We start from the raw sequence: 15,855 nt of genomic DNA on the forward strand, positions 1-15,855 counted from the left end.
AGTTAACGGGAATTCTGTGCTTTATCCCCAACTAACATCGGTGAATGGACACAAGGTTAACCTGATAACGAGAAAGAACTAACCTTACACCGACTCTGTCGCTTTCTGTCCATCTTCCAGCGATTGGCTTTGCGGATCTAACCGAATAAATAGAGCAAGTCCGCCCATCATAGCCATAACCCAGAAGACATTTGCGCCCCAATGTTCGTAGCCCCATCCACTGAGCGCCGTCATTAGTGCTATAAAGGCACCAAGAGGGATCGCATTATATAATGCTTGAAGTGCGACCATCTTTCTAGATTCTGCATTTTGAATATACTGAATTGCAGCGATATGACCGACCGCAAATGTCACGGCGTGTAAGAGCTGAATGAGCACAAGAGCAACTAACGCTGTTGTTGAAGCTGTCAAACCCCAGCGGACCACGACACCAAGTGCGGCAAGAATAAATAGCGCACGCAAAGACCAGCCAGTAAAGAGACGCTTACTAAAAGCAAAGATCGCCACCTCGGCCGCAACACCTAGACTCCACAAATAGCCAATCACATCTTCTGAATATCCAGCGCCTTTCCAATAGATAGTACTAAAACTGTAATAGGCTGCATGACTTCCTTGAATAAGAGCAACCAATACTAAAAACTTCAACACGGGTTTTTCTCTCAACAACTCCGAGAGTTTAGGCCGTGTCGTATTTTCGGTTGCGTTAGATACCGGCATAGGGGTGGGATTACGCAACGCAAATAACAAGGCAACCAAGACACCAGCCATCGCAGTATAAATGATCATGTTCGAGCCAAACTTAGCAACTAAAATACCGACAACAGTTGAACCTGCGATAAACGCAACCGACCCCCATAATCGAGTACGACCATAATCCAACATGTTTAACCGAGCGTAGTAGTTAGCCATAGCATCCGATAATGGAATACTTGGCCCACAACATAAGTTAAATAAAACAATCGCTAGAGCTAACCCCCAAAAGTTTCCGCCGACAAAAAGGTGAAATCCAATAAATATAATCGAGGCGAATGTTAACCAACGTAATGCTGGTATTAAGTGTTCCGCTTTATGAAGCCTTGGTGTCAGAACCATATTGGCAAGGCAACGTGTCGCGAATCCTATCCCGATCAATAAACCAATATCTGTCGCAGAAATGCTTTGGTCCTCTAACCATAGAGCCCAAAACGGCAAATAAACGCCATAGGCGAAAAAGAAACCAAAAAAATACTGGGAAATCCAGCCATAAGGTGTAGGGGTAAACATGAGAGCCTCAAAAGACGAAGTAGATCATCTTCATTATCCATTGACGCCGTTCGAATAAAAAGGGAATAAACTCACACATTCCTTTTCCGCTTTGTATTCTCAATCCAACGGGTTCGACCAAAGTCGTCTGGCAAGGCAGGTAAAAATAGTCACACTTAGAGTAAGCCAATAAAGAAAGTGGTGAGCCTGATTCTCTCACTATTCAATCGCAATTTTTGCTTCAAGGTGCGCTATGCCAGATAAATTTAATATGTCGTTTCCTCCATTCGATCGGTTAACGCCATCTCAGCAAGTACTATTGCGTTCATCACTTGATGTTGCTTACTACCGCGAATCTGAATACCTTCTTCAAGCTGGATATGACAACGCCCATCTACACATTTTAATCAAAGGGGCAGTTGAAGAACGTTCACCAGATGGTAATGAAGTTTTTGCTCATTATGCGAATGATGATTTATTTGATGTGAGATCATTATTTGATGGTACACCTAAGCACCATTATGTTGCGCTAGAAGATACGCTTTCCTACCTATTACCCCGAGCTATTTTTATCGAGCTATATAATGAAAATGGCCAGTTTGCAGCCTACTTCGATAATAATCTAGCCCGTCGACAAGAGCTCATCGAAGCCGCTCAGCAGCAACAAAACTTAGCGGAATTTATTCTTACTAAAGTAGATCGTGATATTTATCATCCAGCAATGGTTCTTGAACCAGAGCAACCGCTTAATCAGGTAACAAAGACTCTCAAAGACAATGGTATCGACTCTGCGCTCGTACGCTTACATGATGACGACCCAAGAGTGCTAGCTCAACCTAATGAGCATCCATTCGCCATCGTCACTCGCACCAATATGTTACATGCTGTAATGCTTGATGGGCACACTCAACATACTCCCGTAGGTGAGATAGCTACCTTTCCGGTTTTTCATGTTGATGATGGCGACTTCATATTTAATGCTCTAATTTCAATGACAAGACATCGAATGAAGCGTGTCATGGTATGCGAGGGGAAAGAAGCTATTGGCATGCTTGATATGACACAAATTCTTAGCGCATTTTCGACCCACTCTCACGTTCTAAGTTTGAGTATCGCTCGCTCTACAAGCGTAGAAGAACTCGCTTTAGCATCCAATCGCCAACGAGAGCTAGTTGATAGTTTGATTGGCAATGGTATTCGTACCCGCTTCATTATGGAGCTCATTTCCGCGGTTAATGAACTTATCATAGAAAAAGCTTTTGAACTCGTGGTTCCCCCCGCATTACATGATCATTGCTGCTTAGTCGTATTAGGCTCAGAGGGGCGTGGTGAACAAATACTAAAAACCGATCAAGATAATGCATTGGTGATCAGAGATGGTCTCGAATGGGATCAATGTGAAACCGTAATGGCTCGCTTAACTCATACACTTCAACAACTTGGTTACCCTCTTTGCCCTGGAAAAGTCATGGTAAATAATCCTAAGTGGGTGAAAAGCCAAACGGAATGGAAAGAGTGTCTCACTCAGTGGGTTAAAAGCAATAAAGTCGAATATGTCATGGATCTCGCCATATTGGCAGATGCGCACCCAGTCGCTGGAAACCATCAACTGCTTGAGCCGGTCAGCGATCATCTGAGATCGTTAATGTTCAACAACATGCTCACGCTACAAGGCTTCTCCCGCCCAGCGTTACAATTTTCCCTGCCATTAACTTTGTTTGGAACGGTCAAACAAGATAAGCAAGGTCTCGATCTTAAAAGTGGCGGTATTTTTCCGATTGTTCATGGTATTCGCACCTTAGCTCTTGAATATGGTCTCACCAGTAAAAATACGCTCGAACGTATCGAAGATCTACGCAATAAAATGATCCTTGAACCTGAAACGACTGACAATCTAGATGAAGCATTGAAGTTATTTTTCAAGCTGCGTTTAAACCAACAACTCATCAATCAAAATACCAATAACCGAATCGACTTAAAGCAGCTTGATAGAACTGAACGAGATCTTCTGCGTCATAGCCTGCATGTAGTGAAAAAATTCAAACAGTTTCTTGGTCACCATTACCAACTACGCGATTAGAGAGAGAAAACATGAATTGGCTTCAGCGACGCTACTGGTACTACAAATTAAAAGGCTCTCTCTATCGTGAGCACTTTAAAAGTGTGGTCAAAAATGAATATGTTTCTCTTGATTGTGAGACCACCAGCTTAGATCCAAATCGAGCAGAGCTTGTCACCATTGCCGCAACGAAAATAATCGGCAATAGAATCATTACCAGTCAGCCATTTGAGGTTCGCCTGAGAGCCCCTCAGTCTCTCGACTCTGGTTCGGTGAAAATTCACCATATTCGTCATAATGACCTCGTTAACGGCATCGATGAGAAGCAAGCTCTTGAGCGACTTCTCCAATTTATCGGTAATCGCCCCTTAGTGGGCTATCACATACGTTATGACAAAAAGATTCTAGATTTGGCATGTCGGAGACAGCTTGGCTTCCCGTTACCCAATCCATTAATTGAGGTCAGCCAGATCTATCACGACAAATTAGAACGGCATCTACCCAACGCTTATTTCGATTTAAGCTTAGATGCTATATGCAAACATCTCGATCTTCCTCTGCAGAAAAACAAGCATGATGCTTTGCAAGATGCCATTTCAGCGGCATTGGTGTTCGTACGTTTAACCAAAGGAGATCTTCCTCAATTGAGTTTTCCATACAACCGTTAATACGAAATGCATCACAGATAGGTTGGCTCAATGAATACAGAATCAATCGACAGGAAAAGTGTTATTCGTTTTTGACCGACTTCGCAAAATCGAATCAGATCACATAACTTTACAACATAGAATCGACTCTCATCCTAAAGTCTAATTGTGGAAAAACACACGGTAGCTGAGAGTTATAGGAAATCAATATTCACCAAACTAAATTTCGCAGCACCCTATCATGCTGCTGAGACGACACAAAAGAAACTTGCTCAGTTCACTAGGAATTAAGGCACAAGGAGAGAAGCAATGAGTGAAGCACACGTTTATCCGGTAAAAGAGAATATTAAAGCAAATACGCACGCGGATAATGACACTTACCTAGCCATGTACCAACAGTCCGTTACCGATCCAGAGGGTTTCTGGGCGGAACACGGTAAAATTGTGGATTGGATTAAACCATTCACTCAAGTAAAAAGTACCTCATTCGATACAGGTCATGTTGATATTCGTTGGTTTGAAGATGGCACACTTAACGTATCAGCAAACTGTATTGACCGTCACCTTGCTGATCGCGGTGACGAAGTTGCGATCATTTGGGAAGGCGATGACCCATCTGATGATAAAACACTAACGTTTAACCAACTTCATAAAGAAGTTTGTCGTTTCTCGAATGCCCTAAAAGAACAAGGTGTTCGTAAAGGCGATGTTGTTTGTCTTTACATGCCAATGGTACCTGAAGCTGCCGTTGCCATGCTTGCTTGTACCCGCATCGGTGCCGTACATACGGTTGTTTTTGGTGGTTTCTCACCAGAAGCTCTTTCTGGCCGCATCATTGATTCTGATTCAAAAGTTGTCATCACAGCCGATGAAGGTGTTCGTGGCGGGCGTGCTGTTCCATTGAAAAAGAACGTTGACGAAGCCCTGACTAACCCAGAAGTTAAAAGCATTGAAAAAGTCATCGTTTTCCAACGCACTGGGGGAAATGTAGATTGGCATGAGCATCGTGATGTGTGGTGGCATGAAGCAACTGCAAATGTCTCAGATGATTGCCCACCGGAAGAAATGAAAGCAGAAGATCCACTATTCATTCTTTACACCTCAGGCTCAACAGGCAAACCAAAAGGCGTATTGCACACAACGGGTGGCTACCTTGTTTATGCCGCAATGACATTCAAATATGTATTTGATTACCAAGAGGGGGAAACGTTCTGGTGTACTGCTGATGTAGGCTGGATCACTGGACACACTTACTTGATCTACGGACCGCTTGCAAATGGTGCTAAGACCATTCTGTTCGAAGGCGTGCCTAATTACCCTAGCACTGCTCGTATGAGTGAAGTGGTTGATAAGCATCAAGTAAACATTCTCTACACTGCTCCAACCGCTATTCGTGCATTAATGGCTAAAGGCAACGAAGCGGTCGAGGGTACCTCACGTAGCAGCTTGCGTATTATGGGATCAGTAGGCGAACCAATTAACCCTGAAGCCTGGGAATGGTACTACAAAACCATCGGTAACGAGCAATCACCTATCGTTGATACTTGGTGGCAAACAGAAACTGGCGGCATTTTGATTGCTCCACTTCCTGGCGCAACAGACCTAAAACCAGGTTCAGCAACACGCCCATTCTTCGGTGTGCAACCTGCTTTGGTTGATAATATGGGTAATATCATTGATGGTGCTGCTGATGGTAACTTAGTCATCCTAGATTCTTGGCCTGGTCAAATGCGTACAGTTTATGGCGACCATGAGCGTTTCGAGCAAACGTATTTCTCGACCTTTAAAGGTATGTACTTTACCAGCGATGGTGCTCGTCGTGATGAAGATGGCTACTACTGGATCACTGGTCGTGTTGATGATGTGCTAAACGTATCTGGTCACCGTATGGGCACAGCTGAAATCGAATCTGCCCTTGTTGCTCATGACAAAATTGCTGAAGCCGCAATTGTGGGCATCCCACATGATATCAAAGGCCAAGCTATTTACGCTTATATCACTTTAAACGATGGTGAATTCCCAAGTGCCGACTTACATAAAGAAGTGAAAAACTGGGTTCGCAAAGAAATTGGTCCTATCGCAACACCTGACGTATTGCACTGGACGGATTCTCTACCAAAAACGCGTTCCGGTAAGATCATGCGCCGTATTTTGCGTAAAATTGCCACAGGTGATACTGGAAACCTAGGTGATACATCAACCCTTGCAGACCCTAGTGTTGTAGAGAAGTTGATTGCAGAGAAAGCAGAACTCGCATAATCATCGAGACTAGGTAAAACAAGCCGCCATCCCTATGGCGGCTTTTCTCGTTTCAGTGAACAGTTTTTATTTCGACTATTCCGTTTGGTACAGTGTTTTTGTTATCTTGGTTGCAGAATTTTGATGTCACATTGGGAGATTAGACCAGTAAATTGCTGCTAATTGCGCTGAATTAGCTATAATCGTGGGCGATTTCTTATTATTTCCCAATTTTCATTTAAAAAATCACATTGAAATATCGTATATTGAGAGATAAAAATAATCCTCACACGATAAAGGAAGATAGGACCACAATGTCAGCAAAGTCACGAATTCTAGTTCTAAACGGACCAAATATTAATCTATTAGGTTTACGCGAGCCTGCACACTATGGCTCAAAGACGTTAGCACAGATCGTTGCAACGCTGACTAACAATGCGCAAGAACTGGGGGTGGAGTTAGATCACCTACAGTCAAATCGTGAGTATGAATTGATTGAAGCGATACACGCTGCCTACGGTACGGTTGATTTTATCATCATAAATCCGGCCGCTTATACTCACACCAGCGTCGCATTACGTGATGCCTTATTGGGAGTTGCGATCCCATTTATTGAGGTTCACCTATCCAATGTTCACGCTCGTGAACCATTCCGCCACCACTCTTATCTATCCGATAAGGCCGTAGGCGTGATTTGTGGATTAGGTGCCCAAGGCTATGAATTTGCATTGTCGGCAGCCGTTAATCACCTGCAGGCAAAGTAACCGAACACTCTGCAACCCATCGAGGTTGTCTTAATCACAAGATAAAAGAGAAAGAAAAGATGGATATTCGTAAAATCAAGAAGCTTATTGAGTTAGTTGAAGAGTCTGGCATTGCCGAGCTAGAAATCTCTGAAGGTGAAGAGTCAGTACGAATCAGTCGTCATGGCGCAGCACCGGTTGCACCAATTCATTATGCTCCAGCTCCTGTAGCAGCACCTGCTCCTGTAGCGGCGCCAGTTACAGCAACGCCAACAATGGAAGCTCCAGCACCAGCTCCAGTTCCTGCTGGCCACCAAGTTCTTTCTCCAATGGTTGGTACGTTCTACCGTTCTCCAAGCCCAGAATCAAAATCTTTCATCGAAGTAGGCCAAAGTGTGACGGCTGGTGAAACGCTTTGTATTGTTGAAGCAATGAAGATGATGAACCAAATCGAAGCTGATAAATCTGGTGTTGTAACAGCTATCCTAGTTGAAGACGGCCAACCCGTTGAATTCGACCAACCACTTGTTGTTATCGAATAATAGAGGCTTTCTCTTATGCTAGATAAATTAGTCATCGCGAACCGAGGTGAAATTGCACTTCGTATTCTTCGCGCATGTAAAGAACTGGGAATTAAGACTGTTGCTGTTCACTCAACAGCCGATCGCGATCTTAAACACGTTCTATTAGCCGATGAAACGGTATGTATTGGTCCTGCTCGCGGTATCGACAGCTACCTAAATATCCCACGCATCATTTCTGCAGCAGAAGTAACGGGTGCGGTTGCAATCCACCCAGGTTACGGCTTCCTATCAGAAAACGCTGATTTTGCAGAGCAAGTTGAGCGTAGTGGTTTCATCTTTGTGGGTCCAAAAGCGGAAACGATCCGCATCATGGGCGATAAAGTATCAGCTATCAACGCGATGAAAAAAGCGGGTGTACCTTGTGTACCTGGTTCAGATGGCCCACTTGATGATGACAATACAAAAAACAAAGCACACGCAAAACGCATTGGTTACCCAGTAATCATTAAAGCGTCTGGCGGCGGTGGTGGTCGCGGTATGCGGGTGGTTCGTGCAGAAGCAGACTTAATCCAAGCTATCGCAATGACACGTGCAGAAGCAAAAGCAGCGTTCAACAACGATGTGGTTTACATGGAGAAATTCCTAGAAAACCCTCGTCACGTTGAAGTTCAAGTGATTGCTGATGGTCAAGGTGGCGCAATTCACCTAGGCGAACGTGATTGCTCAATGCAACGTCGTCACCAAAAAGTAGTGGAAGAAGCACCAGCTCCTGGCATTACCGAAGAAATGCGTAAGTACATCGGTGAACGTTGTACTCGTGCGTGTCTTGAGATTGGCTACCGTGGTGCAGGTACTTTTGAGTTCCTATACGAAAATGGTGAGTTCTACTTCATTGAAATGAACACCCGTATTCAAGTTGAGCATCCAGTAACAGAAATGGTGACTGGCGTTGACTTGATCAAAGAGCAACTGCGTGTTGCGGCAGGCCAACCGTTATCATTCACACAAGATGACATTAAGATCCGTGGCCATGCTATCGAGTGTCGTATCAATGCTGAAGATCCTGAACGTTTCCTACCATCTCCAGGTAAGATTGAACGCTTCCATTCGCCAGGCGGTATGGGTGTTCGCTGGGAATCTCACATTTATACAGGCTACACTGTTCCACCACACTACGACTCAATGATCGGTAAACTGATCACGTTTGGTGAGAACCGCGACGTTGCGATTGCTCGTATGAAAAATGCACTAGGCGAGATGATCATTGAGGGCATCAAAACCAACGTGCCTTTACAAGTAGCGATTATGAACGATGAGAACTTCCAACATGGTGGTGCAAACATCCACTATCTTGAAAAGAAACTCGGCATACAATCGTAGACCTACTTAAAATGTCGGTTAATACTATAGTTAAATGCTCACTTCGGTGAGCATTTTTGTTTTGCACATAAACTCAACCTTATCGCACAGTTCTGATACACTTGCGCGACTTCAATTTATCGAGAGCGATTACCATGCCTTGGATTCAAATCAAACTTAATGCGACTAATGAAAACGCTGAGCAAATCGGCGATATGCTTATGGAAGAGACAGGCGCACTATCGGTGACCTTTTTGGATGCCCACGACACGCCAGTATTTGAACCTCTTCCAGGAGAGACGCGTCTATGGGGCGATACTGACATCCTAGCGTTGTACGACGCCGAAGCGGACTCTAGCTTCATTATCGATCAAATCAAACTCAGCAATATGCTAGCTGATGGTTTTGCCTACAAAGTAGAACAGTTGGAAGACAAAGACTGGGAACGCGAATGGATGGATAACTTCCACCCAATGAAATTTGGTGAGCGCCTATGGATTTGTCCTAGCTGGCGTGAAATTCCAGAACCTGACGCAGTCAACGTAATGCTGGACCCAGGCCTTGCATTTGGTACAGGTACCCACCCAACCACAGCACTTTGCCTAGAATGGCTTGAAGGCTTAGATTTACAAGGTAAAACAGTTATCGATTTTGGCTGTGGTTCAGGCATCCTTGCTATTGCTGCTATCAAACTTGGCGCAGCAAAAGTAATCGGTATCGACATCGACCCTCAGGCATTAACCGCATCAAAGGATAACGCTGAGCGTAACGGCGTTGCTGACCAATTAGAAGTATACCTACCTCAAAACCAGCCAGAAAACCTACTTGCTGACGTTGTCGTTGCAAACATCTTAGCTGGTCCACTTCGTGACCTTTCAGGTGTAATTAAAGGTCTAATGAAGCCAAATGGCTTACTCGCAATGTCCGGCGTTTTAGACACTCAAGCAGAGGGTGTTGCTGATTTCTACCGTGAAGATCTCTCATTAGACCCAATTGTGGAGCTAAAAGAGTGGTGTAGAATCTCTGGTCAAAAGCAAGCATAACCAAGACTTCTTCAATTAATTGACTGATATTTATGCAAATTACAAAAACAAATTGTAAATGCTCAAATATTAGTCTTTTCACGCAGTAAAAAAATGCGTAAAATGCGCGCCCTTGCTGGTACAGAACTGTGTAGTTGTTTTGAAAATCGGAAATTATCAACTTAAGAATAATCTTATCGTCGCTCCTATGGCGGGGGTTACTGATAGACCTTTTCGTGAGTTGTGCCTTCGCTATGGCGCAGGTATGGCCGTCAGTGAAATGATGTCCTCAAATCCGAGAGTATGGACAACGGCTAAATCGAAACAGCGCATGGTACACGAAGGCGAATCGGGCATTCGCTCAGTACAAATTGCGGGCGCCGATCCACAGCTTATGGCCGAGGCTGCCCAATTCAGTGTTGAAAACGGTGCGCAAATCATCGATATCAACATGGGTTGCCCTGCAAAGAAAGTGAATAAAAAACTGGCCGGTTCAGCATTGCTACAGTACCCAAATATCATCGAAGATATTTTAAAAGCTGTAGTAAATGCCGTCGACGTTCCCGTAACATTGAAGACAAGAACTGGTTGGGACACAGACAATAAGAACTGTGTCGCTATCGCTAAACTAGCCGAAGACTGCGGCATACAAGCATTGGCTCTCCACGGACGAACCAAAGCATGCATGTACAAAGGCGAGGCAGAATACGACAGCATCAAAGCGGTTAAACAGGCGATTTCTATTCCGGTTATTGCGAACGGTGATATCGATAGCCCAGAAAAAGCTAAGTTTGTGCTGGATTACACTGGCGCTGACGCTTTGATGATTGGACGACCTGCCCAGGGTCGCCCTTGGATTTTTCAGGAAATCCATCACTATTTGGAAAACGGCACTACTATGCCTGAACTTCCTCTTTTGGAAGTGAAAGACATACTGCTTGGCCATGTAAATGCACTCCATGATTTCTATGGAGAGTACTTAGGCCCTCGCATTGCTCGTAAGCATGTGGGTTGGTACCTAAAAGAGCATGAGCAAGCCAGTGAGTTTCGCCGTACCTTTAATGCCATCGAAGTTGCTCCATTACAACTCGAAGCACTTGAAGGTTATTTTGATAACGTTGCACCATAATTACGAGAAGAGCTAGACCGAATATGTTCGAACAAAATCTGACTTCAGAAGCATTAACAGTAACAACAGTAACTTCACAAGATCAAATCACGCAAAAGCCACTACGTGACTCTGTTAAAGCATCTCTTAAAAACTATCTTGCTCAATTAAATGGTCAAGAAGTTACAGAACTATACGAATTAGTTCTAGCAGAAGTTGAACAGCCACTACTAGATACCATCATGCAGTACACTCGCGGTAACCAAACTCGCGCGGCAACTATGATGGGTATCAACCGCGGTACTCTTCGTAAGAAACTAAAAAAATACGGCATGAACTAATTACAAATTAGTCCTAATTTTAGGCCATGTTACCTCGGTAACATGGCCTTTTTTCTAACACCCTATATAAAACTAACCTCCACCTCCCCCCTATTTCTTTTCTTATTTTTTGAAATTAGATTGTTGCAACAATTCTATCGACATTACGGTTCTAATGTAAAAAGCCCATAAATCGAGCCTGTAGAGAGCCTCATGTCGGTCTATTCGTTGTCCTGCATCATTATTAACAAAAAGTAACTCCGCGCTTATAACGGGTTATAGGGAGGTAGGAAAAGCAATGCTCGTCGACAATGACCTTTATCACTTACAACTCTATTATTGAGTGGATATATCTAATGGTACTGAGTGCGTGGTCATTACCACTTTTTCTTCCACGACTCTAAAGCTCAATACCCAGATAAGGAACATCCTAGCTATTCGCTTGTAGTCAATGATGAAGTTTCAACTCTTGGCGTGGCTAAAGGGGTGAGAATGATGACGTAAATTATTAATACAGACAAAGAACGGCAGATATATTTTCAGATGTGGAAAAGGTGATATTACAGGTCGCATTGTCATGGAAATTGACTAGCGTTCAATTGAAGTGAATCTAAAGATTAGGGCATCCTTGCCCTAAAAAACAACAGCGGTTCGGGGTGTCGGTGTCAGTACACTAATCGCATACTGACATCGTAACCGTGTTGTGTGATGAGATATTGAGCCCATGAGAGTGGAGCATGCATTGCTATCTCAATAACATCATCAGAAAGATTATTAGTCTTTCAATACTTTTACAGTGTAGCTACCATCTTTCTGTTGGTACAAACCGTGAATGTCAGTTTCAAAGCCTGGGTAATGAGCACCGATTTCACACAGCATTTCTAGGAACTCTAGAACTGGGCGAGATTCATCAGTCACCATTTCACCAGGAAGAACTAGAGGCACACCCGGTGGGTAAGGAAGAATCATATTCGCACTAACACGACCAACCATTTCCGCTAACTTCACTTCTTCAATATTGCCACGAAGCTCTTCTTGCCAAGCAGCGTGTGGAGTTACTTTCATTTCAGGAAGTACATCAAACGCTTTGTACATCAACTCAGGTAGGTTGTATTTTTTAGTTAGCTTATGAATAGCTTGAGCTAAATCTTGTACACGCATACCTTCGTAGAAGCTTGGATCTTCGTTATATAGTGATGGTAGGAAAGTCTTCACTGTTAAGTTCAGATCGTAACCACGTTTAAACTCAGTCAAACCACGTAGCAATTGCATTGCTTTTGATTTATCGATACCGATTGAGAATAGGAACAACAAGTTGTAAGGACCTGTTTTCTCAACAACAATACCTTTTTCATCAAGGAACTTAGCAACTAGAGATGCTGGAATACCAGACTCTTCAAGTTCGCCATCTTTGTTCATCCCAGGAGTCAACAACGTTACTTTAATTGGGTCAAGATACATGTGATTGTCATCCATGTTCTTGAAGCCATGCCAAGTTTCGTTTGGATCAAGTTTCCAGCACTCTGTAGTATCGATGTTTTCAGGTTGCCATACATCAAAGAACCAGCTGTCACTTTCAGCCTCTAGACGTTTGATCTCTTTACGGAAACGGATTGCACGATCAATAGAATCTTGCATCAATTTCTTACCAGTATTACCACGCATCATTGCAGCAGCGGTTTCAGTTGAAGCCACAATACCGTATTGAGGAGAAGTCGATGTATGCATCATAAATGCTTCATTGAACGACTCTTTATCAAAATCACCTTTCACGTGAATCATTGATGCTTGAGAGAACGCAGCAAGCAATTTGTGAGTAGATTGTGTTTCATAGAACACTTTACCTGGCATAGCTTCACCACTCATACCACATTTACCATCGTAAATTTGGTTGAAGTTAGTGTAAGGAACCCAAGCACTATCAAAGTGAATGTGTTTACAATCTAAAGACTCTTTAATGAACTGTGTATTGTACAACAAGCCATCATAAGTCGAGTTAGTTACAACAGCATAACGAGGAGCCGTTGCACCAGGGGTATTCGCCACTTTTTCAGCAATCACTTCACGGCTAAATTCACTTTGTGGAATACCACCAAGAATACCGTAAGCGTTACGTGTTGGACGGAAGTAGATTGGTGTTACATCACTCATCATCATTAGGTGAGTAAGCGATTTATGACAGTTACGGTCAATTAATACTGTGCTACCTGCTGGTGCTGAGTACATACCCACGATTTTATTCGAAGTTGATGTGCCGTTAGTCACGATGTAAGAGCTGTCAGCATTGAATGTACGAGCAATATACTCTTCAGCATCTTTGTGAGGACCAGAATGGTCTAACAAAGAACCTAGTTCAGGCATTGAGATTGATACGTCCGCTTTAAATGTATTTGGACCGTAAAAATCGTAGAAAATGCTACCTGCTGGGCTTTTTTGGAAAGCAGTACCACCCATATGGCCAGGAGTACAGAAAGTATATTTACCCTCTTCAACGTACTTAAATAACGCTTTAGTGAATGGAGGCATGATGGCATCTTTATATGCCTCAGTCGCTTGATTAATTTTAATCGCGATATCATCGGCCATACCTAAAGCGTACTCAAAGAAGCTTACGTTTAAACGAAGGTCGGTGAGTGAAATATCCAGTGTTGATTGCTCGTTAGCAAAAGCATGCACAGGAAGTTTCTCATTAATTGTGCTGATACGTTCACAAAGCTCTAAAGAGTATTTGTCCCAGTCAAACAACACACCACAGATACGTGGGTTCATTTCAATCATTTTGATCAGGTCTTTATCATCGACCGGATAAACAACTTGGTAACCTGCTTTTTCTAATGCAGCGTGAAGTTGACGTACTGGCTCTTCTTTAAAGAACACACCCATGTGGTTCAAGATAGCGAAAATATTCATTTGGAGATCTCCAAGGTGAATGAAGGCGCTCTCTGTCATTTACAAACAGTGAGTAAGGTGAGCGCCAAAGAAATTTTAAAGAGCTGGCGGCTAGCGCCAGCATTAGGATTAGTTGCTTGCTTGTGCAGGCATATCGTTCGAATGCTGCTCAACGTATTGAGCTAAACCTTCTTTTTTGCTGTAGAACATCAAGATAACGAGAGATACGATGAAGGTTGCTGTTAGTGTTGAACCCTCTGCACCCGCTAGAGCGATAAAGCAGAATAGACATGCAATACCAGAGAAGAACATCACAAAGCCGCTGCGTGTTGTCATACCTTCAAATCGAATCAAGTTAATGCTTGAGTAGAAGTAAGGCAGCATAGTTAGCAACACTGCGTCAGTAGTTAGTTGGTTAAATAGATCAGAAGCATGTGCTGTTTTTGAACTAAAGAACATCAACACAACCATTAGCGCGGTCATTTTAATTGACGCAAGGATTAAACCTTTTTTAGGCACGCCATTTTTATCTGTTTCGCCGTAGACTTTAGGGAAGTTGCCATCGCTTGCTGCACGTTTACCAGCTTCACCAACTAGCATCATCCAAGAACCTAGTGATGTGAAACATGCTAATGCTGTGAACGCTGACACGAAAGGTGCTGACCAGCTACCGAATAGCTCTGTTGTTGCTAGCGCAAATGGTGCACCTGATGCTGCTACTTCAGAAGCTGGGAACATGCCACTAATCATCTGAGTAGAAAGGATATAAATGACACCTGCGATACCGGTACCTAGCATAGTTGCTAGAGGTACAGTACGTTTTGGATTTTCAACCATACCGGTTGATACCGCTGCTGATTCCACACCAACAAACGACCATAGACAGATAAGTACTGCTGTAATCACTGCGTGGCTATCTGTACCCGCTGATACATTCCAGTTTTGGCTGTATATAGCAGGTTCGAAGTGAGTCCAACCAAATAAGGCTGTACCAACAACAGGGATAAGAATAAGCACAAGGCCAAGCGTACATAATCGGCTTACCCAACTACCACCAAGTAGGTTAACAAGAGTGAAGATCCACACTGATGCGATAGTGGCAATACCTGCAGGAATTGGGTTATTGAGCACAGGGAAGAATACTGAAAGGTAAGAAACACCTGTGATGGCAATAGCTAGGTTACCGATCCAGTTCGCATGGTAGTAAAGAACGCCCGTTTGGAAACCAAATACAGGGGCAACTTCGCCAGCATAAGCGATTGGACCACCTTCTTGAGGGTTTTTGGTTGCCAGACGAGCGTAAACGAACGCCAGACTCAGTGCACCGACCAAACAGATCAGCCAACTGAAAATTGAAACAGAGCCCACAGAGGCTAAGCTAGAAGGTAATAGTGCGATACCACTACCCATCATGTTACCAGCCACGACACCCGTACAGGCAATCAGACCGATTTTTTTTGTATTCGATGACATAACATCTCCAAATCTATTCTACTCGAACCTTAATGATTCAAACTGAACTTATTAGCGAGATGCTAAAGGCGAATACCTAGTGCCCTCGCTAAACTTCGAGGTGAAGACTACGCCCAAAATCTTGGAAAAAAATAAACTTGGTCTTATCAATAAAATAATTACCTGTTCGATATAAACCTGAGATAAACCCTTTCAAATTAAAAATATAAAACAAATAAAAACAGCAATTTA

At 43.3% G+C, this 15,855-nt stretch carries 12 protein-coding genes; 9 read left to right on the plus strand and 3 right to left on the minus strand.

The annotated features are described in order from the left end of the window. Positions 1–84: 84 nt before the first annotated feature. Positions 85–1,263, minus strand: a complete 1,179-nt coding sequence (locus DZ860_RS21510) for a 3-phenylpropionate MFS transporter (protein WP_120035120.1) — start codon at positions 1,261–1,263, stop codon at positions 85–87. A 232-nt stretch (positions 1,264–1,495) separates the two neighbouring features. On the opposite strand from DZ860_RS21510, the gene DZ860_RS21515 reads away from it, so the two are divergent. From DZ860_RS21515 to fis, 9 genes are all read left to right on the plus strand, one after another. After that, positions 1,496–3,322 carry a DUF294 nucleotidyltransferase-like domain-containing protein gene (locus DZ860_RS21515; protein WP_120035122.1) on the plus strand — a complete coding sequence of 609 codons (1,827 nt, stop codon included), beginning with the start codon at positions 1,496–1,498 and terminating at the stop codon, positions 3,320–3,322. Between the two features lie 11 nt (positions 3,323–3,333). Next, entirely contained in the window at positions 3,334–3,969 is a 636-nt protein-coding gene (locus DZ860_RS21520; protein ID WP_120035124.1) for a 3'-5' exonuclease, read from the plus strand. Between the two features lie 288 nt (positions 3,970–4,257). Beyond that, a complete protein-coding gene (gene acs, locus DZ860_RS21525; RefSeq protein ID WP_120035126.1) occupies positions 4,258–6,207 on the plus strand; it encodes an acetate--CoA ligase in 1,950 nt (649 codons plus the stop codon). Positions 6,208–6,500: 293 nt separating this feature from the next. After that, positions 6,501–6,950 carry a type II 3-dehydroquinate dehydratase gene (gene aroQ, locus DZ860_RS21530; RefSeq protein WP_120035128.1) on the plus strand — a complete coding sequence of 150 codons (450 nt, stop codon included), beginning with the start codon at positions 6,501–6,503 and terminating at the stop codon, positions 6,948–6,950. Positions 6,951–7,009: 59 nt separating this feature from the next. Continuing rightward, positions 7,010–7,471 (plus strand): acetyl-CoA carboxylase biotin carboxyl carrier protein, encoded by a 462-nt coding sequence (gene accB, locus DZ860_RS21535; RefSeq protein WP_120035130.1) that lies wholly within the window; start codon positions 7,010–7,012, stop codon positions 7,469–7,471. Between the two features lie 15 nt (positions 7,472–7,486). Beyond that, the gene (accC, locus tag DZ860_RS21540; protein ID WP_120035132.1) at positions 7,487–8,833 is read left to right on the plus strand and encodes an acetyl-CoA carboxylase biotin carboxylase subunit; all 1,347 of its coding nucleotides are present in this window, start codon (positions 7,487–7,489) and stop codon (positions 8,831–8,833) included. 134 nt (positions 8,834–8,967) lie between these two features. Continuing rightward, a complete protein-coding gene (prmA, locus tag DZ860_RS21545; RefSeq protein ID WP_120035134.1) occupies positions 8,968–9,855 on the plus strand; it encodes a 50S ribosomal protein L11 methyltransferase in 888 nt (295 codons plus the stop codon). Between the two features lie 139 nt (positions 9,856–9,994). Further along, on the plus strand, positions 9,995–10,963 hold the full coding sequence (dusB, locus tag DZ860_RS21550) for a tRNA dihydrouridine synthase DusB (protein ID WP_165862953.1): 969 nt from the start codon (positions 9,995–9,997) through the stop codon (positions 10,961–10,963). A gap of 23 nt (positions 10,964–10,986) precedes the next feature. Continuing rightward, positions 10,987–11,283, plus strand: a complete 297-nt coding sequence (gene fis / locus DZ860_RS21555; protein WP_000462885.1) for a DNA-binding transcriptional regulator Fis — start codon at positions 10,987–10,989, stop codon at positions 11,281–11,283. Positions 11,284–12,036: 753 nt separating this feature from the next. Here fis and DZ860_RS21560 read toward each other — a convergent pair. Together DZ860_RS21560 and cadB are read right to left on the minus strand one after the other, a co-directional pair. Continuing rightward, positions 12,037–14,172: a lysine decarboxylase CadA gene (locus tag DZ860_RS21560; RefSeq protein WP_120035138.1), complete on the minus strand. Its 2,136-nt coding sequence runs from the start codon at positions 14,170–14,172 to the stop codon at positions 12,037–12,039. 108 nt (positions 14,173–14,280) lie between these two features. Further along, on the minus strand, positions 14,281–15,624 hold the full coding sequence (gene cadB, locus DZ860_RS21565) for a cadaverine/lysine antiporter (RefSeq protein WP_120035140.1): 1,344 nt from the start codon (positions 15,622–15,624) through the stop codon (positions 14,281–14,283). Between the last annotated feature and the right edge of the window lie 231 nt (positions 15,625–15,855).

This window comes from Vibrio sinensis (assembly GCF_003605645.1).
GTDB classification, from domain to species: Bacteria; Pseudomonadota; Gammaproteobacteria; order Enterobacterales; family Vibrionaceae; genus Vibrio; species Vibrio sinensis.

What these genes read in the sequence shown, in the direction of transcription:
- DZ860_RS21510 (WP_120035120.1), bottom strand. Translation starts at nt 1,263, where the DNA reads ATGTTTACCCCTACACCTTATGGCTGGATTTCCCAGTATTTTTTTGGT.
- DZ860_RS21515 (WP_120035122.1), top strand. Translation starts at nt 1,496, where the DNA reads ATGCCAGATAAATTTAATATGTCGTTTCCTCCATTCGATCGGTTAACG.
- DZ860_RS21520 (WP_120035124.1), top strand. Translation starts at nt 3,334, where the DNA reads ATGAATTGGCTTCAGCGACGCTACTGGTACTACAAATTAAAAGGCTCT.
- acs (WP_120035126.1), top strand. Translation starts at nt 4,258, where the DNA reads ATGAGTGAAGCACACGTTTATCCGGTAAAAGAGAATATTAAAGCAAAT.
- aroQ (WP_120035128.1), top strand. Translation starts at nt 6,501, where the DNA reads ATGTCAGCAAAGTCACGAATTCTAGTTCTAAACGGACCAAATATTAAT.
- accB (WP_120035130.1), top strand. Translation starts at nt 7,010, where the DNA reads ATGGATATTCGTAAAATCAAGAAGCTTATTGAGTTAGTTGAAGAGTCT.
- accC (WP_120035132.1), top strand. Translation starts at nt 7,487, where the DNA reads ATGCTAGATAAATTAGTCATCGCGAACCGAGGTGAAATTGCACTTCGT.
- prmA (WP_120035134.1), top strand. Translation starts at nt 8,968, where the DNA reads ATGCCTTGGATTCAAATCAAACTTAATGCGACTAATGAAAACGCTGAG.
- fis (WP_000462885.1), top strand. Translation starts at nt 10,987, where the DNA reads ATGTTCGAACAAAATCTGACTTCAGAAGCATTAACAGTAACAACAGTA.
- DZ860_RS21560 (WP_120035138.1), bottom strand. Translation starts at nt 14,172, where the DNA reads ATGAATATTTTCGCTATCTTGAACCACATGGGTGTGTTCTTTAAAGAA.
- cadB (WP_120035140.1), bottom strand. Translation starts at nt 15,624, where the DNA reads ATGTCATCGAATACAAAAAAAATCGGTCTGATTGCCTGTACGGGTGTC.